The sequence below is a fragment of the Salinicoccus sesuvii genome (assembly GCF_042648145.1).
Lineage (GTDB): Bacteria > Bacillota > Bacilli > Staphylococcales > Salinicoccaceae > Salinicoccus > Salinicoccus sesuvii.
This window is the reverse complement of sequence record NZ_JBHRWV010000008.1, coordinates 89175-114877: the sequence shown is the minus strand read 5'-3', so window position 1 is coordinate 114877 and position 25703 is coordinate 89175. Positions and strand designations below refer to the sequence as shown.

Annotated in this window: 34 protein-coding genes; 33 read left to right on the top strand and 1 reads right to left on the bottom strand. The window is 45.2% G+C overall.

Annotation, left to right across the window (positions count from 1 at the left end; translation table 11 throughout):
• The first annotated feature begins 22 nt into the window (after positions 1-22).
• From ACFOJ8_RS09460 to ACFOJ8_RS09325, 28 genes are all read left to right on the top strand, one after another.
• Positions 23-208 carry a hypothetical protein gene (locus ACFOJ8_RS09460; protein WP_380656396.1) on the top strand — a complete coding sequence of 62 codons (186 nt, stop codon included), beginning with the start codon at positions 23-25 and terminating at the stop codon, positions 206-208.
• Entirely contained in the window at positions 205-600 is a 396-nt protein-coding gene (locus ACFOJ8_RS09455) for a hypothetical protein (RefSeq protein WP_380656393.1), read from the top strand. Before ACFOJ8_RS09460 ends, ACFOJ8_RS09455 begins: the two co-directional genes overlap by 4 nt.
• Positions 597-1061 carry a class I SAM-dependent methyltransferase gene (locus ACFOJ8_RS09450; RefSeq protein WP_380656390.1) on the top strand — a complete coding sequence of 155 codons (465 nt, stop codon included), beginning with the start codon at positions 597-599 and terminating at the stop codon, positions 1059-1061. Before ACFOJ8_RS09455 ends, ACFOJ8_RS09450 begins: the two co-directional genes overlap by 4 nt.
• Positions 1062-1283 (top strand): hypothetical protein, encoded by a 222-nt coding sequence (locus tag ACFOJ8_RS09445; protein ID WP_380656388.1) that lies wholly within the window; start codon positions 1062-1064, stop codon positions 1281-1283. It abuts the gene before it with no gap.
• A 4-nt stretch (positions 1284-1287) separates the two neighbouring features.
• Positions 1288-1566, top strand: coding sequence for a hypothetical protein (locus ACFOJ8_RS09440; protein WP_380656385.1), 279 nt, complete (start codon positions 1288-1290; stop codon positions 1564-1566).
• A complete protein-coding gene (locus tag ACFOJ8_RS09435) occupies positions 1567-1875 on the top strand; it encodes a hypothetical protein (RefSeq protein ID WP_380656384.1) in 309 nt (102 codons plus the stop codon).
• Positions 1872-2330 (top strand): dUTP diphosphatase, encoded by a 459-nt coding sequence (gene dut / locus ACFOJ8_RS09430; protein WP_380656381.1) that lies wholly within the window; start codon positions 1872-1874, stop codon positions 2328-2330. The genes ACFOJ8_RS09435 and dut overlap by 4 nt, the downstream gene beginning before the upstream one ends.
• Before the next feature lie 45 nt (positions 2331-2375).
• On the top strand, positions 2376-2870 hold the full coding sequence (locus ACFOJ8_RS09425; RefSeq protein ID WP_380656378.1) for a Holliday junction resolvase RecU: 495 nt from the start codon (positions 2376-2378) through the stop codon (positions 2868-2870).
• A 7-nt stretch (positions 2871-2877) separates the two neighbouring features.
• Positions 2878-3297, top strand: a complete 420-nt coding sequence (locus ACFOJ8_RS09420; RefSeq protein ID WP_380656375.1) for a hypothetical protein — start codon at positions 2878-2880, stop codon at positions 3295-3297.
• 307 nt (positions 3298-3604) lie between these two features.
• Entirely contained in the window at positions 3605-4030 is a 426-nt protein-coding gene (locus ACFOJ8_RS09415; protein ID WP_380657132.1) for a terminase small subunit, read from the top strand.
• On the top strand, positions 4027-5307 hold the full coding sequence (locus tag ACFOJ8_RS09410) for a PBSX family phage terminase large subunit (protein ID WP_380656374.1): 1281 nt from the start codon (positions 4027-4029) through the stop codon (positions 5305-5307). The genes ACFOJ8_RS09415 and ACFOJ8_RS09410 overlap by 4 nt, the downstream gene beginning before the upstream one ends.
• Before the next feature lie 12 nt (positions 5308-5319).
• Positions 5320-6951 (top strand): hypothetical protein, encoded by a 1632-nt coding sequence (locus ACFOJ8_RS09405; RefSeq protein ID WP_380656371.1) that lies wholly within the window; start codon positions 5320-5322, stop codon positions 6949-6951.
• 6 nt (positions 6952-6957) lie between these two features.
• A complete protein-coding gene (locus ACFOJ8_RS09400; protein ID WP_380656368.1) occupies positions 6958-8022 on the top strand; it encodes a phage minor capsid protein in 1065 nt (354 codons plus the stop codon).
• A gap of 29 nt (positions 8023-8051) precedes the next feature.
• A complete protein-coding gene (locus ACFOJ8_RS09395) occupies positions 8052-8276 on the top strand; it encodes a hypothetical protein (RefSeq protein WP_380656366.1) in 225 nt (74 codons plus the stop codon).
• A gap of 176 nt (positions 8277-8452) precedes the next feature.
• Positions 8453-8680: a hypothetical protein gene (locus ACFOJ8_RS09390; protein ID WP_380656363.1), complete on the top strand. Its 228-nt coding sequence runs from the start codon at positions 8453-8455 to the stop codon at positions 8678-8680.
• Between the two features lie 123 nt (positions 8681-8803).
• The gene (locus tag ACFOJ8_RS09385) at positions 8804-9433 is read left to right on the top strand and encodes a phage scaffolding protein (RefSeq protein WP_380656360.1); all 630 of its coding nucleotides are present in this window, start codon (positions 8804-8806) and stop codon (positions 9431-9433) included.
• Positions 9434-9802 (top strand): hypothetical protein, encoded by a 369-nt coding sequence (locus ACFOJ8_RS09380; RefSeq protein WP_380656358.1) that lies wholly within the window; start codon positions 9434-9436, stop codon positions 9800-9802.
• Positions 9803-9833: 31 nt separating this feature from the next.
• Entirely contained in the window at positions 9834-10859 is a 1026-nt protein-coding gene (locus tag ACFOJ8_RS09375) for a major capsid protein (RefSeq protein WP_380656355.1), read from the top strand.
• Between the two features lie 42 nt (positions 10860-10901).
• Positions 10902-11195 carry a hypothetical protein gene (locus ACFOJ8_RS09370; protein WP_380656353.1) on the top strand — a complete coding sequence of 98 codons (294 nt, stop codon included), beginning with the start codon at positions 10902-10904 and terminating at the stop codon, positions 11193-11195.
• A gap of 9 nt (positions 11196-11204) precedes the next feature.
• Positions 11205-11579 (top strand): hypothetical protein, encoded by a 375-nt coding sequence (locus ACFOJ8_RS09365; RefSeq protein ID WP_380656350.1) that lies wholly within the window; start codon positions 11205-11207, stop codon positions 11577-11579.
• Between the two features lie 8 nt (positions 11580-11587).
• Positions 11588-11914: a hypothetical protein gene (locus ACFOJ8_RS09360; RefSeq protein ID WP_380656347.1), complete on the top strand. Its 327-nt coding sequence runs from the start codon at positions 11588-11590 to the stop codon at positions 11912-11914.
• On the top strand, positions 11904-12332 hold the full coding sequence (locus tag ACFOJ8_RS09355; protein WP_380656344.1) for a hypothetical protein: 429 nt from the start codon (positions 11904-11906) through the stop codon (positions 12330-12332). The genes ACFOJ8_RS09360 and ACFOJ8_RS09355 overlap by 11 nt, the downstream gene beginning before the upstream one ends.
• The gene (locus ACFOJ8_RS09350; protein ID WP_380656342.1) at positions 12329-12751 is read left to right on the top strand and encodes a phage tail terminator protein; all 423 of its coding nucleotides are present in this window, start codon (positions 12329-12331) and stop codon (positions 12749-12751) included. The genes ACFOJ8_RS09355 and ACFOJ8_RS09350 overlap by 4 nt, the downstream gene beginning before the upstream one ends.
• Positions 12752-13342 (top strand): hypothetical protein, encoded by a 591-nt coding sequence (locus ACFOJ8_RS09345; RefSeq protein ID WP_380656339.1) that lies wholly within the window; start codon positions 12752-12754, stop codon positions 13340-13342.
• Positions 13343-13396: 54 nt separating this feature from the next.
• The gene (locus ACFOJ8_RS09340) at positions 13397-13921 is read left to right on the top strand and encodes a hypothetical protein (protein ID WP_380656336.1); all 525 of its coding nucleotides are present in this window, start codon (positions 13397-13399) and stop codon (positions 13919-13921) included.
• A complete protein-coding gene (locus ACFOJ8_RS09335; RefSeq protein ID WP_380656333.1) occupies positions 13861-14292 on the top strand; it encodes a hypothetical protein in 432 nt (143 codons plus the stop codon). Before ACFOJ8_RS09340 ends, ACFOJ8_RS09335 begins: the two co-directional genes overlap by 61 nt.
• Positions 14293-14295: 3 nt before the next feature.
• The gene (locus ACFOJ8_RS09330) at positions 14296-18198 is read left to right on the top strand and encodes a phage tail tape measure protein (RefSeq protein ID WP_380656330.1); all 3903 of its coding nucleotides are present in this window, start codon (positions 14296-14298) and stop codon (positions 18196-18198) included.
• Positions 18198-19193, top strand: a complete 996-nt coding sequence (locus ACFOJ8_RS09325) for a hypothetical protein (protein WP_380656328.1) — start codon at positions 18198-18200, stop codon at positions 19191-19193. The genes ACFOJ8_RS09330 and ACFOJ8_RS09325 overlap by 1 nt, the downstream gene beginning before the upstream one ends.
• A gap of 97 nt (positions 19194-19290) precedes the next feature.
• On the opposite strand, the gene ACFOJ8_RS09320 is transcribed toward ACFOJ8_RS09325, so the two are convergent.
• Positions 19291-19503, bottom strand: a complete 213-nt coding sequence (locus tag ACFOJ8_RS09320) for a hypothetical protein (protein ID WP_380656325.1) — start codon at positions 19501-19503, stop codon at positions 19291-19293.
• 72 nt (positions 19504-19575) lie between these two features.
• Between ACFOJ8_RS09320 and ACFOJ8_RS09315 the strand changes: the two genes are divergently transcribed.
• The 5 genes from ACFOJ8_RS09315 (at position 19576) to ACFOJ8_RS09295 (ending at position 25657) form a co-directional block, all read left to right on the top strand.
• Entirely contained in the window at positions 19576-22059 is a 2484-nt protein-coding gene (locus ACFOJ8_RS09315) for a M14 family metallopeptidase (RefSeq protein ID WP_380656322.1), read from the top strand.
• A 73-nt stretch (positions 22060-22132) separates the two neighbouring features.
• Positions 22133-23188: a hypothetical protein gene (locus ACFOJ8_RS09310; protein ID WP_380656319.1), complete on the top strand. Its 1056-nt coding sequence runs from the start codon at positions 22133-22135 to the stop codon at positions 23186-23188.
• 7 nt (positions 23189-23195) lie between these two features.
• On the top strand, positions 23196-23387 hold the full coding sequence (locus tag ACFOJ8_RS09305) for a hypothetical protein (RefSeq protein ID WP_380656317.1): 192 nt from the start codon (positions 23196-23198) through the stop codon (positions 23385-23387).
• Between the two features lie 124 nt (positions 23388-23511).
• Positions 23512-25371 (top strand): phage tail protein, encoded by a 1860-nt coding sequence (locus ACFOJ8_RS09300; RefSeq protein ID WP_380656314.1) that lies wholly within the window; start codon positions 23512-23514, stop codon positions 25369-25371.
• Positions 25364-25657 (top strand): hypothetical protein, encoded by a 294-nt coding sequence (locus tag ACFOJ8_RS09295; RefSeq protein WP_380656312.1) that lies wholly within the window; start codon positions 25364-25366, stop codon positions 25655-25657. The genes ACFOJ8_RS09300 and ACFOJ8_RS09295 overlap by 8 nt, the downstream gene beginning before the upstream one ends.
• Positions 25658-25703: the final 46 nt, after the last annotated feature.

Here is a 25703-nt window from a genome sequence, read left to right as displayed (position 1 = left end):
TTAACTAAAAAGGATGATGACCATGCCGGAAACAGTACAGTATACCCATCGATGTAATGGCACTTGTGAGGAGCGTATAGAGCAGCAAGCGGAGACGATCAGAAGACTACAGGCAGAGAATGGCTATCTGCGCAGGCAGGAGAAGAAAAAGAGGATTGCCAACCGGTCTGATGCGAACTGGCCAGGCAGAATTGAGGTGGGGGAGTGAAAGCACTAGTAAGCAGTTTCGGAGACAAAGAATTCTTTATGACTAAAGAAGCTAACTTCATCAGGTTAGAGCCATCCGATATCAGAGAAGAATTCCTGCATATCGCAGACAAAGTTATTACTCCCGGCGACCACATTACCCTCATAGGCAAAAACGATAGAAAAGCAAGAACAATCAATATTGATGAAGGATCATTCCTAGAATACAAAGGCACATATAGCAGTGAAGAGAAAGTACTGTCAGTCTTTGCAGTGAATGGCGATACGCCAGAAAATCTTTACGAAGCATTTTACTACTTGGAGCATAAACGCTTGTTCATCTTAACTAACTACGGACAATCAGGAATGGATATACAAGCGAATGAAATTCATTTATTGGAGGCAGCAAGATGACAGAAAAGAAAATACTAGATGCCTGCTGCGGCTCTCGGATGTTTTGGTTTCAGCGGAATCAAGAACACACGCTCTTCACTGATATCAGAGACGAAGAGTTCGATATATACGATGCTCACGTTTCAGTAAAACCAGATTTAATCTCAGACTTCAGGGATATGCCTTTTGATGACGAAAGTTTCTACATGGTTGTATTTGATCCACCACATCTTAAGTGGGCCGGTCAGAAATCAATTATGAAAGCCAAGTACGGCGAATTGAACAAGACTTGGCCAGAAGATCTAAGAAAAGGATTTTCTGAGTGTATGAGAGTGCTGAAGCCAAACGGCACACTCATCTTCAAATGGTCAGAGTGCCAGATACCATTGAAGGAAGTGCTCTATTGCACAGAATATAAACCGCTCTTCGGAAATCAAAGAGGCGATACGCATTGGTTGGTATTCATGAAGGGGGTGAGTTGAATGAGTAGACTTAATAAGTTTTATGTAATCAAGCGGAGTGATGTGGATGACTACTGTGGTCCGCTCGATAAAGGCAACCTGACAAGGATAGGCAATAAGATTCATAGAGGGCGAAAGCAAGACAGAAAGGTGTCAGATCATTGGTACATCGTCATCAACCAAGACGAGCCTTATGCGGATGAAGTAATCGAGATTCTAAAACGTAACGGGCATTGGGGGTGAGGGAATGAGTGAGTATCCATATCTTGAAGGAGCGATTCAGCACTATAAACATCGCTTCGAGAAAAGAAGTCCTATTCGTGGCGAAGCTGCTGAATACAATGAACTAAAGATGACGCTTCGTAAGGCTGAAGCGTTTGATGAAATGAGAAAAATTCATCATGAGATTGACAGTGATATCTATGAGAAAAAACTCATTACACCAGCTAAAGGATATTACACAATGGCTAAGGAATTATCAGCTGTGCTTACTGGTGAAATTGAAACAGAAAGCGGAGGAATCTGAATGAAAATATTCCAAGGCAGCAGATCAAGTGGGAAAACCGCTAAAGCTATAAGAGAGTCATCTAAAACAGGGTGCTACATTCTAGTTAGAAGCAGTCAAGAAGCGACAGAGATATTCCAAATGGCGAATCGCTTGAATTTAAGGATTCCGTACCCTGTAACGGTGGATGAGTTGAGTAGAGAAAGTTTCAAAGGAACGTCTTTAGAACGTGACGGGGTTATTGTAGATAATGCTTTGTCTGTTCTTGAGGAAATGTTAGCAGTGAAGGTGAATCTTGCGACAATTGATTATGGGGAGGAATCGGAATGAACACACTCAAAATAAAGAAACTACACCCTGATGCAATCGTGCCGACGAGGGCGCATAAGACGGATGCAGGACTGGACTTGTATGCGAATGAGTCAGTACCCGTTACCAACGGTACGAAAATATCAACAGGTATTGCAGTAGATATTCCAGAAGGATTTGAGGGTACGATACGCCCTCGCAGTGGTTTAACAAGTAAAACTAGGTTGAGGGTTCAGCTAGGCACTATAGATGCAGGGTATAACGGTGAGGTCAAAGTGATAGTGGACTATGGCAATGATGTAAATTTTGATGAAGAAAAAATGGAAATATTAAAGATGTATCACAAGATTCGTAAAGGCGACAAAATCGCCCAACTGGTCATCTCACCGATTGTCACCCCAAAACCAATAGTAGTGGAGGATTTCGATAGTGAGTCAGCAAGAGGCGCAAATGGATTTGGAAGTACAGGAAGATAAAGACATACTGCAACAAGTAAAAGAGATATTGGAGCGTGATAATGATTGAAGTCAACATATGCCAATAGAGGCAAGTTTCTGGAATCAGTCATCGAACGATCGAACATCACCTACAAAACTAAAGGCATAGCACTTATCGAGAAAGTAGCCACACCGATCAATTACAACACCAGGACCAATAAGGCCTTTCATGAGAAAAAGAGTACGGTGGACTTTATCGGATGTATGGCCAATGGCGGCCCATTCATCGCGTTTGATGCCAAAGAGACTAAAGGGAAGTCGTTTCCCTTCGCTAATGTGACAGACCATCAGATTGAGTATATGGAGTATACGAACAGAATGGGGCATGTTGCTTTTCTGCTCCTGTACTTCACAGATTTACGAGAGTGCTATCGACTGACCATCGATCAGTACGTCACCTACAAGCAAGCTGCAGACCGCAAGAGCATCCCGCATCAATGGATTAAAGACAATGCAGTGCTAATCGAAAGTGGCTACGGACTGCCACTGGACTACCTTAAAAACATAAACGGGGTGTAGCTGAATTATGAATTATGCGACTGAGGACTATACAAAAGAGGATGTTCTGGTATTGATACATGAATACAACAAGAACATTCATACGTTTGACCAACTGATACGGGCACACCAGGAGCTCTCCAGCTCCGGCCTGGTGTCCCAATATGGCGAACAAGCTGGCATGCCGAAAGCGATCGGGGGTGTCAGTGAGCCGATACTCTTCGAAGTGGACCGCCGCATCAAGCAGGACAAGATGGTCGACCGATATAAGCATAAGGTCGAATATATCCAGAAGCGAACCGACCGTATCGTAGATGAATACCAAGCCATTGCGCTACATCATAGACTGAACGGCACAAGCATGAAAGAGATATCCAAAATCATGAAGCAGTCACCGAATAAGGTTGCTGCCTTACTGGAGGAATGTGCTGAGATACTAACCGACTAGTGCCAGAAATACCAAAAATACCAAAAATATCAGAAATACCGAAAATAATTAATTTGGTGGATATAACACAAAAATATTACACTGGAAGGGCGGCAGGTGAGGCAAACACTCGCCGTCAAAAGACAGATTCCCCTTAAATTAGAAAGCTATCCAATCGGGTAGCTTTTTTGCTTGCTGAAAACTGGTGCTGATCCACATAGAACATCCCTTACATTTAATTGACTAAGGTGGCAATCAGCACTGGTTTTGAACAAATAAATACATAAAACATAGAAAGTAGGTGAGATATGAAGTGGCTAAAAAGAAGATGACACTCAAGCAGCAGCGCTTTGCAGATGAATACCTAATACATGCGAACGTCTATAGGGCAGCTATTAATGCCGGTTATAGTGAAGCGTATGCTAAAGGTAATTCTAGTAAGTTGTTGGAAAATGTGAGTGTAAAAGCCTATATTGACGAGCGTTTAGCAGAATTACAGTCAAAGGCTGTTGCGGACCAGCAAGAGGTCATGGAATATCTCACCTCTGTATTACGTGGACAAGTGCAAGACGAGGAGTTGATGGTCGTCCCTCTCGGCGACTTTGAAAGTGAAGTACAACGCCATGAGCGACGTTCTGACACCTCACAACGTACTAAAGCTGCTGAACTTCTGGGTAAACGATACAAGCTATGGACGGATAAACAGGAAATCGAACACTCAGGGGCTGTGCAGTTTGTAGATGATATAGAATGACGACTGCCATTAAGATATCAGAGTTATTACCTAAGCCGTTTCATCCCGTCTGGAAAGCAGCCAAGGACCCTGACAAGCTGAACGTCGTCTGTAAGGGTGGTCGTGGTTCTGGTAAGTCATCTGACATTGCGCATATCATTGTGCAGCTGATCATGCGCTATCCTGTAAATGCTGTCGGCATACGTAAGATAGATAATACGATTGAGTTATCCATATTCGCACAAATCAAATGGGCCATCGCAGAACAGAAGGTATCTCACTTATTTCGGGTTAAAGAGTCGCCGATGCGAATCACTTATAAACCGCGAGGGAACTACATTGCTTTTCGTGGCGCTTTGGACCCTGAACGCATCAAATCATTGAAGGATGCCAACTTCCCCTTTGCGATTGGCTGGATAGAAGAACTGGCGGATTTTAAAACTGAAGATGAAGTCACGACCATTACCAACTCCTTACTACGCGGGGAACTGGCTGATGGTCTTTTTTATAAGTTTTTCTACTCATACAATCCACCGAAGAGAAAACAGTCCTGGGTCAATAAGAAGTATGAGTCTGCTTTTGTTGCCAAGAACACAATGGTGCATCACTCAACATACTTAGACAATCCGTATATATCCAAGCAATTCATCGAAGAGGCAGAAGCAACCAAAAAGCGGAATGAACGGAAGTACAGACACGAGTATATGGGGGAGGCAATCGGATCCGGTGTCATTCCATTTGACAACCTGAAGATTGAACCGATTCCCGATGATTTGTTCCAAACCTTCGACAACATTCGCCAGGGTCTCGACTACGGATATGCAACCGATCCACTGGCTTTCGTGCGCTGGCACTATGACAAGAAGAAAAATGGCATATACGCAATGGACGAACATTACGATGTCAAAGTCAGTAACCGTGAGATTGCCAACTGGATTAAGAAACAAGGGTATGACCAAGACGATATTATCGATGACTCTGCAGAACCGAAGTCAAATAACGAGGTTAAGAAAGAGCATGGCGTCCGCCGCATTCGTGGCGCCAAGAAAGGCCCTGACAGTGTGGAGTATGGAGAAGAATGGCTCGATGATCTGGACTTTATCTGGATTGATCCTGAGCGCACACCGAACATCGCAAGGGAGTTTGAGAACATCGACTACCAAACAGATAAGGATGGCAATCCGAAAGCGCGTCTTGAAGATAAAGACAACCATACCATCGATGCGACCCGGTACGCATTCGATGATGATATGAATAGAAAAGGTAAGGCGCGTGTGTCTCGCACGAACGTCTGGTAAAGGAGGGAAACAATGGAGTGGAGTAAATTTGATAAGCAAACCATCATCAACACACACGGGGACATGTATATGTACCGTGATTTTTATTTTTATCGGCATGCTAAACATTCGCCGCGTGCGAAGAACCTGATAGACAACGGCGAAATCATCGACATACTGACTCAGGGGCACAAGGAAGCGCGCAATGTGCGGACGCCTTACCTGATGATTAACATATCCAGAATCATTTGTGACGTGCCTGCATACTTTATTTCGGGTGCCGTTGGCAGTATCGAATCCAACCATAAGGACCGGGTTGCGACTGCTCAAGCAAGTACTGAAGAAGAAACGCAGATGCTTGAAGGCACACAAGATGGCTCCTATAACGAAGCAGTCGATGATCTACAGCAGGAAACAATCAATCAGATTGTGCGTAACTCAAAGTTGAAGCGTAAGCATAAACAGATCATCGTGCAGCATCAGATGGATGGTGGCATTGTTGGCGTACCCGTTAAACGCAATGGACAGATCAGCATCCAATTCAAGGAGCGTAATGTCTACTATCCACATGATGATGATATGGGTGCGGATCTCGTCTATGAACTGGATATCAAGGATGAAAATGGTCAGGACTATGTTCAAGTGTATACCGAGCGCCAAGAAAACGGGGTGCTCAAGACATATAACCGATTGTACACGCGTGCGATAAGTGGGAGTGATCTGGAGCAAGTGGACGACGACACCGCTAAAGACATCCTGAAGATGGACCAGCTGGAACGTGAATATATAGGTCGTCACCGCCCATTCATAGATTACTGGGCAAATAACCCGACCTTAAGTACACCGCTCGGCACAAGCGCGCTCTTCGGTCAGGAAGGGAAGCAGGAAGAGATCAACTGGACACTGACCCGTGCGGGCATCACATTGGAGCGCAATGGTCGGCCGCGCATCTCTATCACGAGTGAGACATGGGACCGTTTGGAAGACCTTGCAAAAGAACGTGTTGATGGTGTAGAGGGTCAAGGGGCGACTAAAATTGATCATCGCGATCTTGAACTCATTGAGATGGACGAGAATGGTAACTCCATCAAGACCCATCAGATTGACATCTCCCAGATTGGTGACTTCAAGCATATTAAGGACATCGTTAGTGCCATGCTTGCTGAGACCAGTACTTCCCTTGAGGCGGTCGAAATGATGCGCGATGGTTCCACAAGTTCCGCGCAGTCGGGTGTTGCTAAGTTCTACGACTTACTCAGCTCAATCATTAAGGCGCAGCACCTACTCGACGAATACATCGACTTTCTGCAAAACCTGATGGAGTCGGCTTTATGGTTGGCCAATGAAGACAACGCCAACGTCATCATCGAGCGACCAGACATTACAGTGCGAGACATGATTCCTGTACCGAAAGCTGAGCGAGATGAAGGGACGGTCAAGAAGCGAGATGCGAAAGCGCAGTCTCTCAAACAGACTGTCCGCGAACTGCATCCGAATAAATCTGATGCTTGGGTGGATGAAGAAGTACTGGAGATTCAAAGTGAAGCGAACAATGCAGACACGATGGCAATGAGTCGCGGGCAGCAGACGGTACAAGGGTTCTTCAACAACCGAGATATAGATGGTGCACCGCTTAATGAAGACGGCTCGAGAAGAGAAGGGTGATAACCCATGACCATCGAAAACCTCGACCAAGTCACTGCTGAACTTCGGAATCACATCATCGCCCTGATTCAGTCACACGATCTTACGAAGGATAGAGAAGCTCGGAGAGTGGCCTCAGCCATTGAAGATGCCTTCAGGCGGTTACACGTCCGCATGGAAGAAGTCATCCCACAGGCATTGCTCCTTGAGTACTACAGGGGCATGGAAAGCGCGCAGTTCAATCTCTCAGGTGACCAAGTACGTTTTATTGCTGAGAATGGAAGAATCACAGAGCGCTTCAAGACTCAGATCCATCTCAACGCCGTTTCCGAAGTGGTGAACGATACGATGAGTGACTTGCTTGCTGCGTATCGAACGGCAGAAGCTAATGCACTCAGTACAATAGAGCGTACGCTTTCTAGTGTCAAAGCGGAATTGACTACTGGCACAGTGACTGGTGCGACACGGAACCAAGTTAGGCAACGTGTATCTGATGCGTTCCTGAAAGAGGGCATGACGGCGTTTATCACGAAAGACGGTAAGAAGCTACCGCTCGACTTTTACGCAGCCACAGTGACCGCTACGAAGTCCAGACAGGCATCCGTCAACGGGCACATCAGTCGGTACTCAGAAGAAGGTACTGACTTGGTAGAGATTGTAGGTAACAATCCAACGTGTGAGACATGTGCCAGGTATCAAGGGATGGTTTTCAGCTTATCTGGAAAGACACCAGGTTATCCGAAGTACCCAGTTGACTTGCTGCCGCTACATCCACACTGTCAATGTGGTTTGCTTCCTGTGCCGATTCAATACATGTCAAGTAATGAGATTAAAACCATGCAGGATCGTAACAGTGAGTTTGCGCCAGCTGATGACAGGCGTTCGAATTACGAGAAGGCGCGCTATGAGGCCCTGATGGTTGAGAAACGTCAGGAGAATGCCGAGAAGAAGATGTACGCCCGTATGCAGGCATTACTTGGCGCAGACGCACCAAAGGATCTCGGCGCCTTCCGACGGATGAAGCGGGCCAATACATTGAATTACCAAGAGCTTTATTCTAACTATCTAAGTGCTACACATTCTGTGTCGTAAATTATTAAAGCATAGGAGAGATGATAGAGATGGATCTAAAAGAGAAACGCATGCTCAAAGACAGGGAGCGCACACCAAGAATGGTGCTTCAAGATTTACTGGACCGTTCTGGAGAGATTGACGACATTGTTGTTTCAGTATCTTTTGAGGATACGACAATCGAAACACATCTAAGTACGAGCAGTACGATTGGCATCGTCGGCATGCTAGAAGTAGCCAAAAAAGATGTATTGAGCCTTTCCGAAATCGAATAACGTTGAAAGGGGTGATGCTTTATTGCATACGCATTGAAATCCTAATCGGAGGTGGTCACCCATGATGATACGAGTGGGAATGTCTTGATAGTCATAAACTGGCTACTCTTTCCTGGTGGCAGTCAGAGTATAAAGACACTGCGACTAAATCAAATAAGATAGGCAGGTAGATAGATATGATGATTAATTATGTACAAACAGTTGAAGCTGATAGCACGAGCGAAGAGCATGTGAAAGAAGTTATATTGGATAATATAGCTATGGTCGACATCACTCAAAAAGACAAGTCCGTTGTAATTTATAAAGATGATGACGAGCCGATAGCGCTCGATAAGGATAGGTTAAATATACGTCACATGTACCTATGTACAGACGAGTTCAAAACTATCAAACGCTTGATGTAGGCAATAAGAACATATCGACCTAGACATGTCGTTAAAAGGTTTATTTTTCGTGTGCTCACACGTTATTGAGCTATCCTAATCGCCTGTCGTAGGCGTAAAACAAAACGTAAGGAGAAGATAACTATGAATAGAAAGTTTCTAGAAGATCAGGGTCTCGAAAAAGATGTAATCGATGCGATCATGACTGAACATGGCAAGACGGTTAATCCACTGAATCAACAGGTTGCGACATTGACGACGGAACGTGATGGCCTCAAAACAGACCTAGCAGATCGCGACAGTCAGATTGAAAAGCTTGGCAATAGCACGGATGATGTCGAAACGCTGAAGGGTGAAATTCAAACCCTGAAAACGGCAAATGCGACAAAAGACACCGAGCGTAAGAAGTTGCTAGACGATCAGAAACTTGAGTACGAGGTACTGCTTGCTGTTAGAGATGCGAAGGCTAAGAATCCGAAAGCGGTCAAGTCACTGCTTGATATGGATACCGTCAAACTCGACGAGAATGGCAAAGTGACAGGCTTGAAAGAGCAACTCGACAACGTGATTGAGTCTGATGGCTACATGTTCGATATCGAAGAGACAAACCCTGGTGATGACGGTGGCAACGGTGGTGGCACACCACCAGCAGGAACAAACGACTATGTGCCTGGTAGTAACAAGCAAGGCAACGGAGGCAAGGAACCTAAAGCAGGCGATCTCGGTCGTCAAATGGCATCAGAAATCTATGGAACACAGAAGGAGGAAGATTAAATGTTTGAACAAAAACGCGTTACAGCAAAGTCTGGTCACGAGTTTCTGCGCAATGGCGTTGGCGTCGAGTTTTCCACTGGGAACATCACACTCGATGCATCCAAGTTTACTGCAGGCGCTGTCGTTAAAAGCGGGACTGCGGTGAGCAAGAACAAAGACACTGGGCTTTACGAGCTTGTGACGGCACCAGCAGAAGGGGAAGAAAACGCTCGACTCACTGCGCCAATGCTGACACGTCACACTGTCACAGTAGAAGACACGTCTAAGAACGTTCATGTTGCCGCTCTCACGAAAGGCAACGTCATCGAAGCGCTCACTACAGGCGTGACGGATCAGTTTAAGAACTCAAGTAATTTCTTCTGGTATTAAAGCCAGATAACAGATAAGGAGGAAATAATATATGGTACTAGAGCTAGAACAATTTCAAAGACCCAACCTACAGGCATTTATTGAAGCAGTGCCGAATACCAATCAATACCGCCTTGCTTCTGCGTTCCCAGATGAAAGAGTGTACGACGACAAGTTCATCTACGACATTATCAAGCGTACACCAGTTATTGCAGCGAAGGTGACAGGGTTCGATTCCTCTGCACCGATTCGTGGCATGGCACAGGCAGAGCAAGCGTTGGGTCGCCTCACGAAGATTCAAGACGCTTACTTTATCGACGAGTCTACAGACCGTGCGATTGCGATGCCGAGACGAGGAACGGATGAGGATCGAAACGCCATTAACAATGCACTAAAAGACGTCGGAAACCTCAAGCTAGGTGTACAAGAAACGATTGAATACCTTAGAGCCAAGCTTGTATATGATGGTGCACTTGAGTATGTGGATCCATTCAGTGAAACGAAGGTTTCCTTTGAGGTGGCCCGTCCAGATGGCAACAATATTGCGGTTGCGACGAAGTGGGATGATCCAGCAGCGAATCCATTTGCAGACCTCAAAGCCGCTGTTAAGCAATATCAAACAGCGACGAACTCCAAGAAGAAGCCAGAGCGTATCGATATTGCTCAGGACGTTGAGGATGCAATGCTTGAATCCCCATCAGTTAAGCTTGCGGTTTATGGCAAACCTGATGATGCGCGTATGGTCGATTCCGAACAGCTACAAGCGCTATTTAGACGCCACAAGTTGCCACAGTACTTTGTCAATGAAGACTCTGTAACATTTGAGGACATTGTCGATGGCGAGCGTACAACCGTGACCCGTGATCTACTCGACTCCGGCAAGGTTGTGCTCTATGACAACATCATGGGTTCAACAGCGCGTGGTCAGGTCAAGACGTCCGATGGTACGTACCAATTCGGCATTGCGACAGACCCAATCGTTGTTCCGGATCCAGTACATGAGAAGATCATCGTAATGGAAGCGGCGATTCCGGCACTCAAAGCAGTGAATAACAATGTCATCATGACTGTACTGTAATCCAGTACAGTCTATTTTTTATAAATCAAAGGAGGCAGAACAATGGAAAAGTATACTGTTGAATCTGGTGTGATTGTTAAAGCGGGCAAGGGCTACAAGAAGGGCGAAACAATCGAACTGACCGACAAACAAGCGGAAGGTCTGAAAGGACTCATCAAGAAAGCCGAAGTGAAAGAAACAGAGGCTGCTGTTGCAAACAACGAAACGTCTTACAAAGACATGAGTATGGAGCAACTGAAGGCGCTCACTGATGCCGATGAAACCATCGAAGTGGTCGGCACTGGTAAGAATGGCGCGTTCAAGAAAGAGGACTACATCACAGCTCTAGAAAAGTAGGTGAGTGCTATGCCGAATACAGATGCGGTCAAAGCATATATTACGCAGCTGCCGAATAGTGAAGGTTTCGAGGAGATGGATCCTGCCATTCAAGACAAGCAGGTATTCAAGGCGCGCGAGTCTTTGAAAGGGCATTTCCTTCCGGCAGTGAATCCGAACCTCTCAGAACGTGCCATTGCGCTCCAGGTACTTCATCAAATCGATGGCGATGCGGAAGAGTACGCCAAGCTTAAAGCACACGGCGTGCAGTCCTACTCAGTCAAAGATGTGTCTGTCAGCTTCCAGGAAGGCGCACAAGCGTCGTTATCCGCAGAAGCGGTACAGATTATCGAACGGCTGAATCCATCGCTTGTACGACGTGGAAGGGTGGGGAGATTGATATGAGACCCCCAATGCATCAGAAGATTTGGCACAAGGCTGAAACGGACAATGGTGATACGGATCGCTATGGTGACCCAATCATGACTGAAAAGACATTAGATTATGATGCGCGTGTCAGGCGAGAATCCAATGTAATCCAGAAACCAGATGGCACAACGGTAGATACAAACTTGGAGATTGATGTGCCCGCTGAGGCGCAAGTCAAAGCCGGGCAGGATATCGAGTACGTGGATATCGAAGGCAATGAGGGTGCGGGTCGAATCGAAGACATAAAAGAGTCGACCAATCTCTCTGCCACTAAAGTCTACTTTAAGGTGTTGATGGTCGATGGCACGTGATGCATTCGATATTTCTTGGCAAGGCCTCGACCAGATGATTGCGCTCCTTGGAGAAATGGATCTGGGTGTGGAACGTCTCATCATTATCAAGATGACCGCTTTCAGTAAGGTGCCAGAACGCGGCGCGAAACTCCTTGCCCCACAAGACACAGGTGTCCTTCGAGAGAGTATTTCAAGTTCTGCTGTCGAGAAAGTCGGACAGGACTACCAGTTTTCTCTCGGTACCAACATCGCCTATGCCTTGAAAGTACACGAAAGCCCTTTGAATTGGGGCGAAAAGACACGAAACAAGGCGCCGTGGCACGGCTACCAACCAGGTGAAAAGTATCTCGACAATGCCGTGCTCGGTTCAGAAGCGGAGTGGAACCAGACAATGGACGATATTCTCAATTCCGTGATGGGAGGGGGACGCAGATGATTCATGAACCATTAATGAATATACTGAAAGCTGAAATGCCTGACCTCTCCTGGTCAGTCAATAACTACCGAGCAAGTGATGATGTCGGTGCGGTTTACAATCGGCAAGGCAGAGGAGCTTCCAGGTATGAGGGTGATATCCACCGGCCGTTGTACCAAGTACTGATCCGATCATCCGATCGGGGTAAGGCGGAACTATATGCCTACAAGGTACAAACGATGCTTCACAAGTATACAAACGACAATATGATTGCGCACCTATATAAAAGCGCCATCCCCGTAAAGCGACTGACGATTGATGTCATGCTGCTTGAAAACGTGGGTGGCGTTGCTTTTTTGGGTGCAGCTGAGAACAACACGCACGAATACAGCATCAATTTTGATGCAACATTAAACATTTTGAAAGAGGAGGAATTATAGATGACTGATAAGATTCCATTTGGTCCAGCCGATATCATCGTCGGCGAGGGTGTCGAAGCCATCAATTTCGATGGTAAAGCGACGAGCGGCGAGCAAGGAGAAGGTAGCTCCCAACTACAAGCTGAAGGTGGCTCCATCAACATTACGCCAACATTCGCATCCATCTCGTCCATTGATTACGGCGAAGGTGATTATGATGAATATTCAACAGGCGTCGGGGTGACGGTTAATATTGTTGCGCTTAAAGAGAATGTTAAGACATTGAAGCTGGCACTTGCTGGCACACAGGACGTAGTCGACGCAGATTCAGGTGATGTTACCGGTCTGACGGATGCACCTGTTGGTCAGTCCAACCGAGAAAAGGGTGTCCCAGTGCGTATCCACCCAAGAAACATGGGCGACGACAACTCACTGGATTATATCGTATACAAGATGGCGCCGACAGAGAACTATGAGCGACCGTTCTCCCTGGAACAGGGCACAGTGAACATTCAGCTGAAAGCATATCCGAGAGACGGTGCTGATGCTTCTAAAGGCGCGAACTTCTACTACACCGGTTCTGTAGATCCGAACGCACCAACAACACCGTAAGGGCGCTAATTCAGCGCTCTTTTTTATTTCTACTTATGAGAGGAGATTATTTGAATGCTTAAAGAAGTACAACTGACAACGATTAACCTAAAGGGCGAGGAAGAGTCTCAACCATTTAACGTAATTCGCGCGCGTGTATTCCAGTACGCAACATTATCCAAAACAGTCGGGGGTGTCATCACAAAAATCAAACAAGACCCAGCCATTATGGAGGCTGTTCAATACCATTTCTTCGGTAATGTGGATGAGAACTGGTTGGACCAGGATAGCGGAGAATTGCTCGAGACATTTAAAAAGCAAATTGAAGGCGACACGCTGGGGGCGCTTGGCTTTGCTTTGCAACACCTACCAGACGAATTGATTCAGCTCGTATCTGCGGCTGCCAACATTAAGAAATCCCAAGTCGAAATGCTAACGGACGAAAGCTTTTTCGAAGTCATTGAAGCGGTGATTGAAGTAAATGATATCAACCGACTGGCGGATCTGGTTAAAAATTTTTCTTCCGACCTCACGAAAGCATGGCAGAAACAGAAGAAAGCAGAGGAAAGTCAGGCCAACCTGCGCAGCCTGACGGAGTAAGCATCGGCTTACAGTCAAAAATCATATTCAAATTATCTCCTGTCATGGGTGGACGCTCTGAAGTTATGGACATGCCAATCATTGAGGCGCTGGAGCACATGATCATGTCTCGCGACAAAGATGAGAATGACTACAACGAAAAGAAGATGGACCAGTACATTGCGTATCAAAGCATGCTACTGGCCGACCCAAGCAACGCAGGTGACGGTCATGAATTTAGTCAGCGTCGAGAAGATCACAAAAGGCGCCTGACAGACTTTAAAGGCAAGATGGCAGAATCACTCGGACAGCAAGATGTCGAGGAACTGGCATGGCCAGAGCACATCCAGAAAGCAATGGAGGAAAAACAGAAACTTAAAGAAGGGAGGTAACTTATGGCAACAATACGCGAGATGCAGGCAGTCTTTAAAGCCTCCGCCAGTAACATGCGCGCCGGTGTCCAGAAGCTTCGCGATGACTTCAAGGGGCTGAAGAAAGAGTCTGATGAAACCGGTAAGACGATGGGTGAGAAAATGTATGCCGGGTTCGATAAGATGCAACGCGGTGGACAGAAAATACGGCATGTTGGCGGACAATTCTCTAAGTACGTTACAGCGCCACTCCTAGCAACTGGCGGTATTGCTTTTAAAGCGGCCAACGATATCGATAAAGCCTACTCAATCATCCGAACAGGTACAGGAGCAACAGGCGACGATCTTGAAGAACTAAAGGAAAGTTTTAAAACCGTCTTCGCAGATGTCCCAGATGATGCCGAATTGGTTGGTACCGCATTGGCAGATCTCAATACACGTACAGGATTAACAGGAGAGGCATTGGAAGGTATGACGAAGCAATTCCTCGATCTTGGGCGAATTACTGGTGAAGATGTCCCGACGCTTATTGCGAATGGCACACGCGTATTTGGGGATTGGAACATTGCGACTGAAGATCAAGCAGACACGTTAGATTATCTGTTCAAGGTGTCCCAAAACACGGGCATTGGCGTCAATGACTTGATGCAGAAAGTTGTGCAGTTCGGCTCCCCAATGCGACAGATGGGGTTTGAGTTCGATGAAACGGCAGCTATCATGGCCAAGTTCGAAAAGGAAGGCGTCAACGCCGAACTCGTTATGGGATCTATGCGTCAAGGACTGGGCTACTTCGCACGTGAAGGCATTGATGCGCGCGAGGGACTGATGCAAACGATCGAAGCCATACAACAAGCTGGAAGTGAATCGGAAGCAACTGGTCTTGCTATGGAAGTGTTTGGTGCACGTGCCGGTCCTGATATGGCATCCGCGATACGTGAAGGACGCTTTGATCTCGAAGAGTTACTGGAGACAATTGAAAGTAGTCCAGAAACTATTGGTGCCGCAGCAGAAGAATCAGAAACTTTCGGTCAAAAAGTCTCTAGGTTGTTCAACGAGATGAAACTAGCTATTGAACCACTGGGCACGATACTACTCGAGATGGTAGAAGATTGGATGCCAAAAGTGTCGGCTGCTATCCAAGCTGTAGCAAACTGGTTTGGCGAGTTGACTAAACAACAACGAGAATGGCTCGTCATTCTTGGATTAATTGGCGCCGCCATAGGGCCGGTATTGCTCGTTATTGGACAACTGATGATGTCCCTAGGGGGTATAGGTAAGGTTGTTACTTCGCTGCTCCCTGGTTTAGGAGAGAAGGGGCTGACTGGCCTACTTAAAACACTGGCATCCAGATTCAGCTTCCTGTTTGGACCAGTCGGTATCGCAATAGGGCTTATTACAACACTTGGTGCAGTTTTTATCACGGCTTACAAGAAGTCCGAGACTTTCCGGAATTTCATAGATGGATTACGAGACAAGTTCAGTCAAGGTATTGAATGGATCGGTAAATTCAAGGACGGTATCCTTGGGCTCTTCCAAGACGACGGCATGGCCGGGATAGATATACTGACATCTATTGGATTATCACAAGACATGGCTCAGAGGCTATGGGATATCACAGGATATTTCATAGAATTCTATTGGCAGGTTAAAGAGAAAGTAGATCTGGTTAAAGGCGTCCTCTCAAGCATGATTGAAATGTTCAAAGGCAACTGGACAGACGGTCGCGCAATACTTGAGAAGCTTGGGTTTACGCCAGATCAGATTGTCGCAATAGAAAATGCCGTCCTCGGAATCATGTTCCGTTTTAACAATATGAAGGACGATGTATCGAATGCGCTCTCTGCGGTCGGTCGATTTTTCAAGTCAACTTTCAGTGATATACAAGTCTGGTGGTCAGAATATGGCCCGTTAATTACTGGCGCTATATCCTCTGTTTTTGGCAAAGCGAAAGAAATTTTATTCGCTATCCTTAATTCTATAGATTGGAATTTCCAGGACACCTACCGGAAAATCACAAAAATTTGGGATTTACTATGGTTAGTGGTTACGACAGCCACTCGAATTGCCTGGTCCACTTTGCAAACAATCATAGGGATCGGGATGGACCTGATTCAAGGCATTATTGCCGCTACATCAGCGTTAATCCAAGGCGATTGGTCGAAATTTTGGCAGATTTTACGTGATACGGCAGGATCCATAAAAGACCGGATCGTCGCGCATATCTCCCGCATGAGAGACCTCGGTGTTGAGATTTTTGGTAACTTGGTCAACCGCGGAAAAGAGTGGTTCTTAGAGCTATTCAGGAATACAAAATCTCGAGCAAGGGACATCAAAGACACGGTCGTCGGATATTTCACGGATCTCAAAGATGATACGATCGATCGGTTCCAATCTGTTGTCTCGGGAGCCAAAGATATGATGGACGGTATAGGCGACTGGATAGACCGAAAGAGAGAAGCGGTTGTTGAAAAAGCAACGTCTCTCGGAACCGGTATTGCTAACGCAGCGATTCGTGGTTTTAACAAGCTGATTCGCGGCGTCAACTCAGTCGGTAAGCTACTCGGCATCGATGATTTACTGTCCGAGATTCCACTGATTGAATCTGGCGGCAGCAGTAATAACAATCGAAGAAGAAGCGGCAATTACAATGTCGCCAGATATTCCACAGGGACTGACTTCCACAAAGGCGGCGCAGCCATCGTAGGCGACAAAGGTCCGGGTAACGGCGATGGTACCAGAGAGATTGTGTCACTGCCGAATGGTCGCAATTGGCTATTTAACAAGGAAACACTAATCGATGACTTACCGACTGGCGCGAAAGTCCTGAACAATAAACTGACAGAAAAGAAATTCGGCGCAGGTTCCGGTACGGACAGGGACAACGAAGGCGGTTGGGTCTCTCGTGCAGTTGACTGGGGCAAGGATAAGGCATCATCGATTGTGAGCGGTGTCTCTGGTGCGTTTAGTAAGGTATCTGATTTTATTACTGATGTATGGGACTACATGAGTAACCCGGGAGAGCTTGCCAGTAAATTGGTGAGCAACTTGGACCTTGGTTTCCAGTTACCGCAAGTGCCGCTTGATCTAGCAACGGGTGGTGTTAAGAAGCTGACGTCTGGCATCGGTGACTTCTTCGGTAAGTGGTTCGATAGCGCCGGTGGTGAAGTTGATGGTGGGAGCATACTCAATAGAGCAATCACCGCACGATTTGGTAGTTATCCAGCGCACATCGCCAGACAGCTCGGCGTCACACGACACTACGGTTTGGATACAGCGCATAAGTATGAAAGACTAACCTCTCCTGTCACCGGTAAAGTCAGCAGAGTGTGGCATGACAAGTTTGGTGGGAACGCCATACAGATTTCTGCAGGTGATCTGACCTGGTGGTTCATGCACATGCAGTCCATCGCTAGAAAAGTGGGCGACATGGTCAAAGCAGGTGCAACCAACCTAGGCGTGACAGGTAACACAGGATTACGCACGACTGGCTACCACCTACACACGCAAGCCATGAAAGGCGGTATCGGCAATAGATTCGCCATCAATCCACTACCATTGCTGCAGAAGATAGGTGGCTACTTCAAAGGTGGCATTACAAGCGGCATACCAGAGCTTGCATGGCTCAACGAGGAAGGCTTTAAAGAAAGTGTCATCTCCTGGAACCCGGCGCGTAAAGAACGGTCTGAGGACATTTGGAGAACCACTGGACAGCAGCTTGGGTTTGGTAACGATGAATCAGTTGAAGCGCTTAAAGAAGTTGTTAAATACACCAAGGTTACGAACAGACTTCTTCAACGCGTAGAGAACGCAATCATCGATAAAGATCCAGTTGTTCGAGTAGATGACATTTTCGAAGGATACAACAGCAAGGACACAAGAGAGATTCAAAAAAGAAAGCAGTTTACTGGAAGGGTAGGTGCAGATTGATGGCAATGCCACTGACTAAAAACTTTATATTATACGACAAACATCGGCGGATCATCCATCTACCTGCAGAATACTATGGCGAGGCAATGAAGGTTAAACCGGATGGCTTTTCGCATAAAGTGAATTTGTCGCCATCTCAACTTGAATCCTTGCAAGAGAATGGCACGCTAGATGATCCTATGCTTCGACCGCTAGCTAAATATGGGTTGGTTGCTGAATCGATACACATCCCCAGTACCACCAGAAATATCAATTTCAATAACAATGAGTCTTGGGGATATATCAGCGTAGGAAAGCATAATAAAAGTGCACGTCCGCCCATACGTGTCATCTTTAAGTTATTTGCCAGTGATTCAATCGATTTTTCTATGAAGGTATCTGAGTATCGTGCGTTCTTAAACAACTTGGAAGAGTTTTATGTCGCTGATGTCCGACAACCATTTAAGTTATACAAGGTAATGATTAATCAAGAAATCGAATTTGAGCAACCGCAGTATCATGTACCTTATGGAGAATGTGCCTTGGAATTTGTCAAGGCAGGTAGTATCTATGGAGAATCTCTCCACACGACTCAAACTATCCGCCAAGAAGGCATACTCTTTAACGACAAGTGGGCATATGGAATGGGTACTCTATTCGATGAAGACTCCTGGCGCTATTCGTTCTTTAATCAGCAACCGCGTTTTTACAATGCTGGCACCGAAGAGGTTAAGCTTATCCAGCAAAAGGAGTCGATCATTGAACTGAAGATCAATCAATCCGCATCTTGGTTTGAAATCGTCGACGGCAAAGGCACCGTATTCCGTTTGAACAAAGCGGTATCCACTGGTGATGTTCTAAGAATTATAGGTAGTGAGATCACCTTGAACGGCAACAACGTTATCGGGGAGACAAACTACAACTTTTTAATTGTTAGTAAGGGATGGAATAGGTGGGAGATTAGAAATCTCGATCGGTATGAGTTCAAAATTGATTTTAGATTTTTATATGATTAGGAGGGATGAAGATGAAAAAAGTGGAAATCAGTAAAGAAGGTATGACAATTACAGCAGGTCACATAGAAACAAAAGAGGGCGAATAGGCCCTCTCTAATTAATCATCTAATACGAACTCGATAGATCTCAAATCCTTGCCTTCTACAGTGAAAGGTTCCATGTTGCCGGGTTGGAAACTTATTGGAGCATTATTTCTTTTGATTGCTTGAAGCGTTTCTCCTATATCTCCTTCGACATTAAAAGGAGAACCAGAGCGATCGTCAGTTTCTATACGAGTTCCATCCACTAGATGTATAACAATTTTTATCATATATCACACCTCCCTTCTGGTTACAGATTATACCAGAGTGGGAGATTTTTATTTTACGAAAGGAGTGGTCATTTGATACCTGAAGTTAGAAATATTTTAAGTGGCGAAAGTAGAAACATAGTGAATTCAACCATCCGATCTGTCAATAAACAAGGACAGACGATTCGGGATTTGATTGCTAAAGGTCAATTAACCCCGCAGCAGTTTTCAGAGCTGCTTACAGCCATACATGCCTTGATTCCGCGTGGAGACGTGTCGGTGCACGACATTAATGTTAATAGAGGAAAGATCCACCAAGCAATGATTGATCAGGGTCTAATGGATGCACTGTTAGGTAAACCAGGGGCGAACATACTCTCAGAAGTGGCACCAGGGAGTGTCACAGAAGACAAAGTTGCAGATCAGGGTGTCACAGCCAGAAAAACAGACTTTATCAAAGTGTCGAGCAACCTGATCTCATTCGCCAACTTTAAAGAAGGGTTCGCACTGGATGGTGCCAACGCAGAGAGCATCAATGCAAGTTTTGGATACACAGATTTTATTCCTGTAGAACCAAACACAACCTACCATTTCAAAGACGTATCCAGGTGGCTGCTATATGATGGGGCAAAGAATTTTATAAGCACTCAGTCGAGTACTTCTACACCGTTTACGACGACAAACGGCGCACGTTTTGCCCGACTGAATGTGCGACTGACCAGTCGTGAAACAGCACAGTTAAACAAGGGCACATTGAAGCCTTATGAGCCTCCTTATAAGTATTTGGATACAAATGTGGAAATTCGTGCTCTCTCAAGCGGCATTGTTAAAGAGAGAAATATCGGAGACCGTGAGATTACTGCAGACAAATTTGAGTTCCTAGAAACAACAGAGAATTTGATTGACGAGAGCGACTTGTTAAGTGGGTCTGCAGTACTGGAGGGGTCCCAGGGCGTGCCCTCAGCATCGACTTCAAACAATGTGGCCAATAAAGTACGTGTGCAGCCGCTGACAAAATACACACTCTCGACAGCGAATACACATCGAGTATTCTTGTTCGATGGAGAGGGCAAGTTTATTATCGAGCGTTTTTATCAAACAGATGTTGCCACTGTGGAAACGACAGCGAATACACGCTATCTCTCGACAAACGTCCACAACAGTTACCTCGGTAAAGCGCAGATGAACAAGGGCGCCGCTATACTGCCTTATACACCATACAAGCGGGATAAGATGCGGAATATCTATTCTGAAGGGGTTCAGGATATCCTGTCGAGATCAGATAATCTTGTAGACGAGAATCAAATTCAGTATGGAAGAACGCTCAGCACTCAAAACGGCGGGCAGACCGAAGAGCATATTTCGGTGAATGTCTCGGGTGTAATCGCAGTCAGTGGTGACACTACTTACGAGGCGGATGTGGCTCAAAGCAACCGGATCGCTTTTTATGACAAGGACATGAATTTTATTTCTTATCATACAGCAATCAGCGACAAGCCGATCACGTTTAGAACACCAGCGAATGCCCGGTTCATGCGCTTAAATATTCATCGTCTCTACATCGGCAGAGCGTACGTCACAAAAGGGAAGATCAATAAACCCTATGCGCCCTTCGGTCATCATCTGAAAAGAAGAAATTTTCAAAAGACAGTTCAAGACACTGATCTGTACTTTGATGCGCCTGAACAGCCGAGTATGACGGTCGACGATTCTGTGCATCTCAAAGACTTGATGCCGCAGGACTACTACGACAGATACGACAAACTTGTAGCTGAGAGCTACCCAACCAGTAAGGTCTGGGGGAATGATCCCCATGGCACACCGATCATGCAATATGACTTCAAGCCAGCTGATGTGGATTTTGCCAAAAACGAATATCCAAAGATTCTTATTCATACCGGTACACATGGGTCCGAGAAAGTGCCGATGTATACGGTCTACAAATTCTTTGAAATGCTGTGCAACAACTGGCAGGACAATAAGATTCTTGAGCATCTGCGGTTTAATGTACACTTCGTTGTAATCCCTGTCGTATGCCCTTGGGGCGTAATCAACCATTCACGTAAGAACAGTAATGGGGTCGATCTCGTCCGGAACTATCCGATATCCTTTGATTCTGGCACCACGGATCCGAACGCTTCCACCTATAGGGGGCCGTATGCTTTATCCGAATTGGAGGCGCGTTATGCTTACCAATCCTATAAGGAGCATAAAGACTGGACGTATGTCTTGGACTTCCACAACTTCTCTACGAATGAAGACATCAATAAAAACTTCTGGGTCGCAGGGACGGACCGGTTCACAAGCCAGGTCGGCCAGATGTTCATTCGAACGCTTACTGCTAATCTCAGCAAGAAGCATAGTTTTGTTGATGTCAACAAGCCGCTGGGCTGGGTCGACCTCAACACATCCGGCATCTATTGGTTGGCTAAAAATGAGGGATTCAATGCCACATTGTATGAGAGCTGTGAGACCATTCGACTGGCCGGCGGTAAGATGTATGACAGCACTGCGATGACATGGGCACTTGAAGGCTTTGTTAATTGGTTGTACCTGATCTATAGAAATAGTCTATGAGAGAGATGAATCACCAATCAGTAATCCCTATATTTGATACAATTGAACTATCATACTATAGGGGAGTTTTTACATGTCAGATTCAGAGAAAAAAGTGCTTGGGTATTTGATTGAAAAGTATGCTAAAGATTTGGTAGATTCCTTCAATCAACTTGAAACAAACTATAAGGGAGTAGGTATTGATATCAATGAATTTTTACCTGTTCCTTTTGATGATTTATCAACTTTAGTCGTTAGTGCCTACTACTACGAAGAGAAACAAATGATTGAGATTAATTTCTTAAGGGGCAGAGAGGCATACTTTCATTTCAACATTTACGATGATAGTTGGCGAACAAAAATATTCGATAATGAATTTGGAGATTTTCATGATTTTTATTCATTAGCAAACCCTATTCTTGACCCACCTTATATAGAGAGATTTGGGTTTGGAAAGCTATATTCATTAGAAGAATTTTTGAAAGACAGAAATAATACTATGGATATAGCATACTTTATGACCTCTTCTTTTTTAGCTACAGATCGCCTGTCTTACTCGAATACCACTCCCGAATCAAGAATAAAATATTTAGAATCTTTAGCTTTTGAATTTAAAGGGAAAATAGAAGATTCCAACACTAGCGAAAAAGAGTTAGACGACTTTTTAAGCTTCAATAAAGAGATATTAAATTTAACACTGGAATTGGATGAGTTTATCTCGGAACCTATTTTAAAAGATATTTTAGAAAAGTATGGTCAAGATCTCAAGCCCGATGCTGTAGCTTTTGATGCCAAAGAGAACAAATGGGTTATCGTGGATTATAAAAGATCACAAAAAAAAATATTAAAGAATGTTGGTAAAGTTAGAACGAGTTTCAAGTCAGATGTTAATGATTTGCAGGCGCAGCTTTTAGACTATGTTGAATACTTTCAAGAACAAGAGCATAGAAATTACTTTAAGGGAAAGTACGGACTAGATATTGAATATCCATTTGCTATAGGTATCATAGGTGTATTGGAAGAGGAATTAACAAAAGACTTTAATAGGGTTACTCATAATTTGCCGAAGTGGTTTTCTTTGTACCCATACAATTATCTTTTAAGATCATTTGTCAATCACATTAATAGAATGAAAAAAATAATTTTATAAAGAGGTGATGTCAGTGTTTATTTTAATGGATGAAGAAAAGCGGCGACGGGTTATCAAAGCCAGAAATGAATTGAAAAAAGTACTTGATGAATTGGAAGAACAACACGGCCGCAACGCGCTGAGTGATGACTTTATACCTGTTAATTCGGCTATAAAATATCTAGATAATGCTATTTACTATGAAAATAAGCACTATTAAATATTGCTTTGCAACATGCTTTTATTGAATATCTTATGTACAAAATAGTTTTAGGGGGTGAACTTAAATCAAGCAGCTCATAGTCAAAGGATTAGATGGTAAAGAAAAGGTCGCTGAAGCATCAGTGGACAGAATACGCAGGGTCAACGGGGAGCGTGAGATATCGCTCTCTTTTTCATGGTCAGATATTAACAAGAAGTTTCTCAAAGAAATCGAAACTGGGTGGCAGGTTAACTTCCAGGGCGACTGGTACTATCTGTTCAGCCCCAAAGAGGATAAGCACGGCACGAAGTCATTTGACGGCATGCTGCACTTCTTCCATTACTTCAACGGCTTCTGGCACGTAGACGAGGTGCAGGATCAGTCAATGATGATCGAGGACAGTGTTGGCCCGCTTTTCATCAACAAGGCGTATGCACTGCGGATTATCGATAACTTCTACGCGAACACAATGAACTATTCCAGGCAGCAGAGTAATACAGAACGGTTCCTGTATTTCATCAATCGGCATAATGCAGAGTTTGAAATTCCCATCGGCACCCAGACGGTCCAGCTGAGAAATCGGATTGGTGTGAAGCGTAATGACATCATTATTCATGAGGACGATAACCTGATTGATCTTCAGATCGATACCGATACCTCTTCTTTCTGTACAGCCATCAAGGGGTACTACAGATTCCGGGAGCCTGGGGGCGATAATACTGAAAAAATCCCGACGCGGACCTACGATTATATTTCTCCGATGGCATCGAAGTATAAAATCCATTGGGGAGAGCCTGTATATGATGAACGTTTTGAAGATTTAGAGTCCATCAAAGAAGCCTGTCGGCTTAAGCAAGAATCTACTTGGAAAACTTCATTCACGATAGATGCCAAGCGGTTTAAAACACCGCTGAATGAAGGAGATGAGGTCCGGCTAATCTATCCCTCAAAGTCCATCAATATGTTCATTCGTGTGGTTGAAATTGATGAACATTTCGATGCAGAGGGGGAGCTGATCGGGGCGACGTACACCTTCGGCAATGAGAACATTTCTGCTCAGTATCGGAAGATGCAGTACGATGCCATCCAGGATGTCCGGGACATTATGAATGGCAAGAAGCCGATTCCGTATTCTGTGCTACCAGCAGCTGTTAGGCAAGCGACAGAAGTAATCAATGCGGGCAGCAACACACAATTCTACTACCGAAACAATGAAATCTATGGGGTCAACCTCGACAACCCTCTCGGAATCACCCGATACAATGCAAACGGTATCGGGTTCAGCCGGGATGGGGGACAGACTTACAATAATGCGATCACCTACCTGGGTGTTGTCACTGAGGCATTGACTGCCGGCACCATCGATGCCAATCGCATAACGATATATGGGGCGGATGGCAATAAACGTGTCGAGGTGAACGGCGAAAGGATTAAGCTCTGGGACGTAAGTAATCCGGACGCCTATGTAGAGATCACGCCTGAGAACGGTCTGCGTATCGCAGGCGGTAAGATGCAGGTCGACCGAGACGATGGGGGTATTCCTACAATTATTGCTGGGAAGATGCGCTTCATTGAGCGGCTTCCAGGAACCGACCCCGCATTTGTACATCCGGATGTGGAAATCGTCGACCACCGGTATACGCATTTCCAACAATACTACCGGACGATGAACGCGATCATGTTCGAGCACACCCGGCGGTACTTCCGTGTATCGTTTACCGCGTATACCAGTGCGAATAGTCCAGGGTTCGACTTGCGGTTACTAGGCTTTGGTGAGCAGGGGGAATACACGCTGTTTGATAAACGGTATAGTTTACCAGGTATTGATCCGACCTATGAAGTGGTCTATATCGATTTAGGACCACCCACCGGGTATCGAATCCAGTTCTACATCCAAACGGCATCGAGAGTGGCCGGGGAATTTGTACAGTACACGGGTAACACCTATGGACAAACGGACTTTAGAGATTGGGAGTTGTTAAGAAATGCGAGAAATGAATAGTATTCCCGTAAATGAATTTGTGAATGAGGCTGATGTGTTGAGCATGGTGGCCACCAGTCCTATCTTCTTATATGTATATGAGGTAGATGACGAAGGTCACATAGTCGATTTTGAAACCAGTAATACACAGATTCCCAGGGATGATTGTTTGACGTTCAAAACCGATATGAAAGTCAGTCTCCAGGTGGATAGGGTGAAAGTGTCTAAAGAGTTTCCACCCAAGCTAATCATTCCGGATGATCTAAAAGAGTTCAAAGTGGATAGGTATGGTGTGGATTTGAAATAAATGTGAATGGAAGTTGGAGAGCCGGCCGATAAGGTCAGGTTCTTTT

Excerpts from the sequence above, each read along its gene's own strand:
- ACFOJ8_RS09350 (WP_380656342.1), top strand. The coding sequence starts at position 12,329 with ATGATTCATGAACCATTAATGAATATACTGAAAGCTGAAATGCCTGAC.
- dut (WP_380656381.1), top strand. The coding sequence starts at position 1,872 with ATGAACACACTCAAAATAAAGAAACTACACCCTGATGCAATCGTGCCG.
- ACFOJ8_RS09385 (WP_380656360.1), top strand. The coding sequence starts at position 8,804 with ATGAATAGAAAGTTTCTAGAAGATCAGGGTCTCGAAAAAGATGTAATC.
- ACFOJ8_RS09420 (WP_380656375.1), top strand. The coding sequence starts at position 2,878 with ATGAATTATGCGACTGAGGACTATACAAAAGAGGATGTTCTGGTATTG.
- ACFOJ8_RS09340 (WP_380656336.1), top strand. The coding sequence starts at position 13,397 with ATGCTTAAAGAAGTACAACTGACAACGATTAACCTAAAGGGCGAGGAA.
- ACFOJ8_RS09310 (WP_380656319.1), top strand. The coding sequence starts at position 22,133 with ATGTCAGATTCAGAGAAAAAAGTGCTTGGGTATTTGATTGAAAAGTAT.
- ACFOJ8_RS09355 (WP_380656344.1), top strand. The coding sequence starts at position 11,904 with ATGGCACGTGATGCATTCGATATTTCTTGGCAAGGCCTCGACCAGATG.
- ACFOJ8_RS09325 (WP_380656328.1), top strand. The coding sequence starts at position 18,198 with ATGGCAATGCCACTGACTAAAAACTTTATATTATACGACAAACATCGG.
- ACFOJ8_RS09410 (WP_380656374.1), top strand. The coding sequence starts at position 4,027 with ATGACGACTGCCATTAAGATATCAGAGTTATTACCTAAGCCGTTTCAT.
- ACFOJ8_RS09445 (WP_380656388.1), top strand. The coding sequence starts at position 1,062 with ATGAGTAGACTTAATAAGTTTTATGTAATCAAGCGGAGTGATGTGGAT.
- ACFOJ8_RS09415 (WP_380657132.1), top strand. The coding sequence starts at position 3,605 with ATGACACTCAAGCAGCAGCGCTTTGCAGATGAATACCTAATACATGCG.
- ACFOJ8_RS09375 (WP_380656355.1), top strand. The coding sequence starts at position 9,834 with ATGGTACTAGAGCTAGAACAATTTCAAAGACCCAACCTACAGGCATTT.
- ACFOJ8_RS09405 (WP_380656371.1), top strand. The coding sequence starts at position 5,320 with ATGGAGTGGAGTAAATTTGATAAGCAAACCATCATCAACACACACGGG.
- ACFOJ8_RS09345 (WP_380656339.1), top strand. The coding sequence starts at position 12,752 with ATGACTGATAAGATTCCATTTGGTCCAGCCGATATCATCGTCGGCGAG.
- ACFOJ8_RS09320 (WP_380656325.1), bottom strand. The coding sequence starts at position 19,503 with ATGATAAAAATTGTTATACATCTAGTGGATGGAACTCGTATAGAAACT.
- ACFOJ8_RS09400 (WP_380656368.1), top strand. The coding sequence starts at position 6,958 with ATGACCATCGAAAACCTCGACCAAGTCACTGCTGAACTTCGGAATCAC.
- ACFOJ8_RS09360 (WP_380656347.1), top strand. The coding sequence starts at position 11,588 with ATGCATCAGAAGATTTGGCACAAGGCTGAAACGGACAATGGTGATACG.
- ACFOJ8_RS09390 (WP_380656363.1), top strand. The coding sequence starts at position 8,453 with ATGATGATTAATTATGTACAAACAGTTGAAGCTGATAGCACGAGCGAA.
- ACFOJ8_RS09440 (WP_380656385.1), top strand. The coding sequence starts at position 1,288 with ATGAGTGAGTATCCATATCTTGAAGGAGCGATTCAGCACTATAAACAT.
- ACFOJ8_RS09395 (WP_380656366.1), top strand. The coding sequence starts at position 8,052 with ATGGATCTAAAAGAGAAACGCATGCTCAAAGACAGGGAGCGCACACCA.
- ACFOJ8_RS09435 (WP_380656384.1), top strand. The coding sequence starts at position 1,567 with ATGAAAATATTCCAAGGCAGCAGATCAAGTGGGAAAACCGCTAAAGCT.
- ACFOJ8_RS09460 (WP_380656396.1), top strand. The coding sequence starts at position 23 with ATGCCGGAAACAGTACAGTATACCCATCGATGTAATGGCACTTGTGAG.
- ACFOJ8_RS09330 (WP_380656330.1), top strand. The coding sequence starts at position 14,296 with ATGGCAACAATACGCGAGATGCAGGCAGTCTTTAAAGCCTCCGCCAGT.
- ACFOJ8_RS09335 (WP_380656333.1), top strand. The coding sequence starts at position 13,861 with ATGGCAGAAACAGAAGAAAGCAGAGGAAAGTCAGGCCAACCTGCGCAG.
- ACFOJ8_RS09365 (WP_380656350.1), top strand. The coding sequence starts at position 11,205 with ATGCCGAATACAGATGCGGTCAAAGCATATATTACGCAGCTGCCGAAT.
- ACFOJ8_RS09370 (WP_380656353.1), top strand. The coding sequence starts at position 10,902 with ATGGAAAAGTATACTGTTGAATCTGGTGTGATTGTTAAAGCGGGCAAG.
- ACFOJ8_RS09380 (WP_380656358.1), top strand. The coding sequence starts at position 9,434 with ATGTTTGAACAAAAACGCGTTACAGCAAAGTCTGGTCACGAGTTTCTG.
- ACFOJ8_RS09295 (WP_380656312.1), top strand. The coding sequence starts at position 25,364 with ATGAATAGTATTCCCGTAAATGAATTTGTGAATGAGGCTGATGTGTTG.
- ACFOJ8_RS09450 (WP_380656390.1), top strand. The coding sequence starts at position 597 with ATGACAGAAAAGAAAATACTAGATGCCTGCTGCGGCTCTCGGATGTTT.
- ACFOJ8_RS09305 (WP_380656317.1), top strand. The coding sequence starts at position 23,196 with ATGTCAGTGTTTATTTTAATGGATGAAGAAAAGCGGCGACGGGTTATC.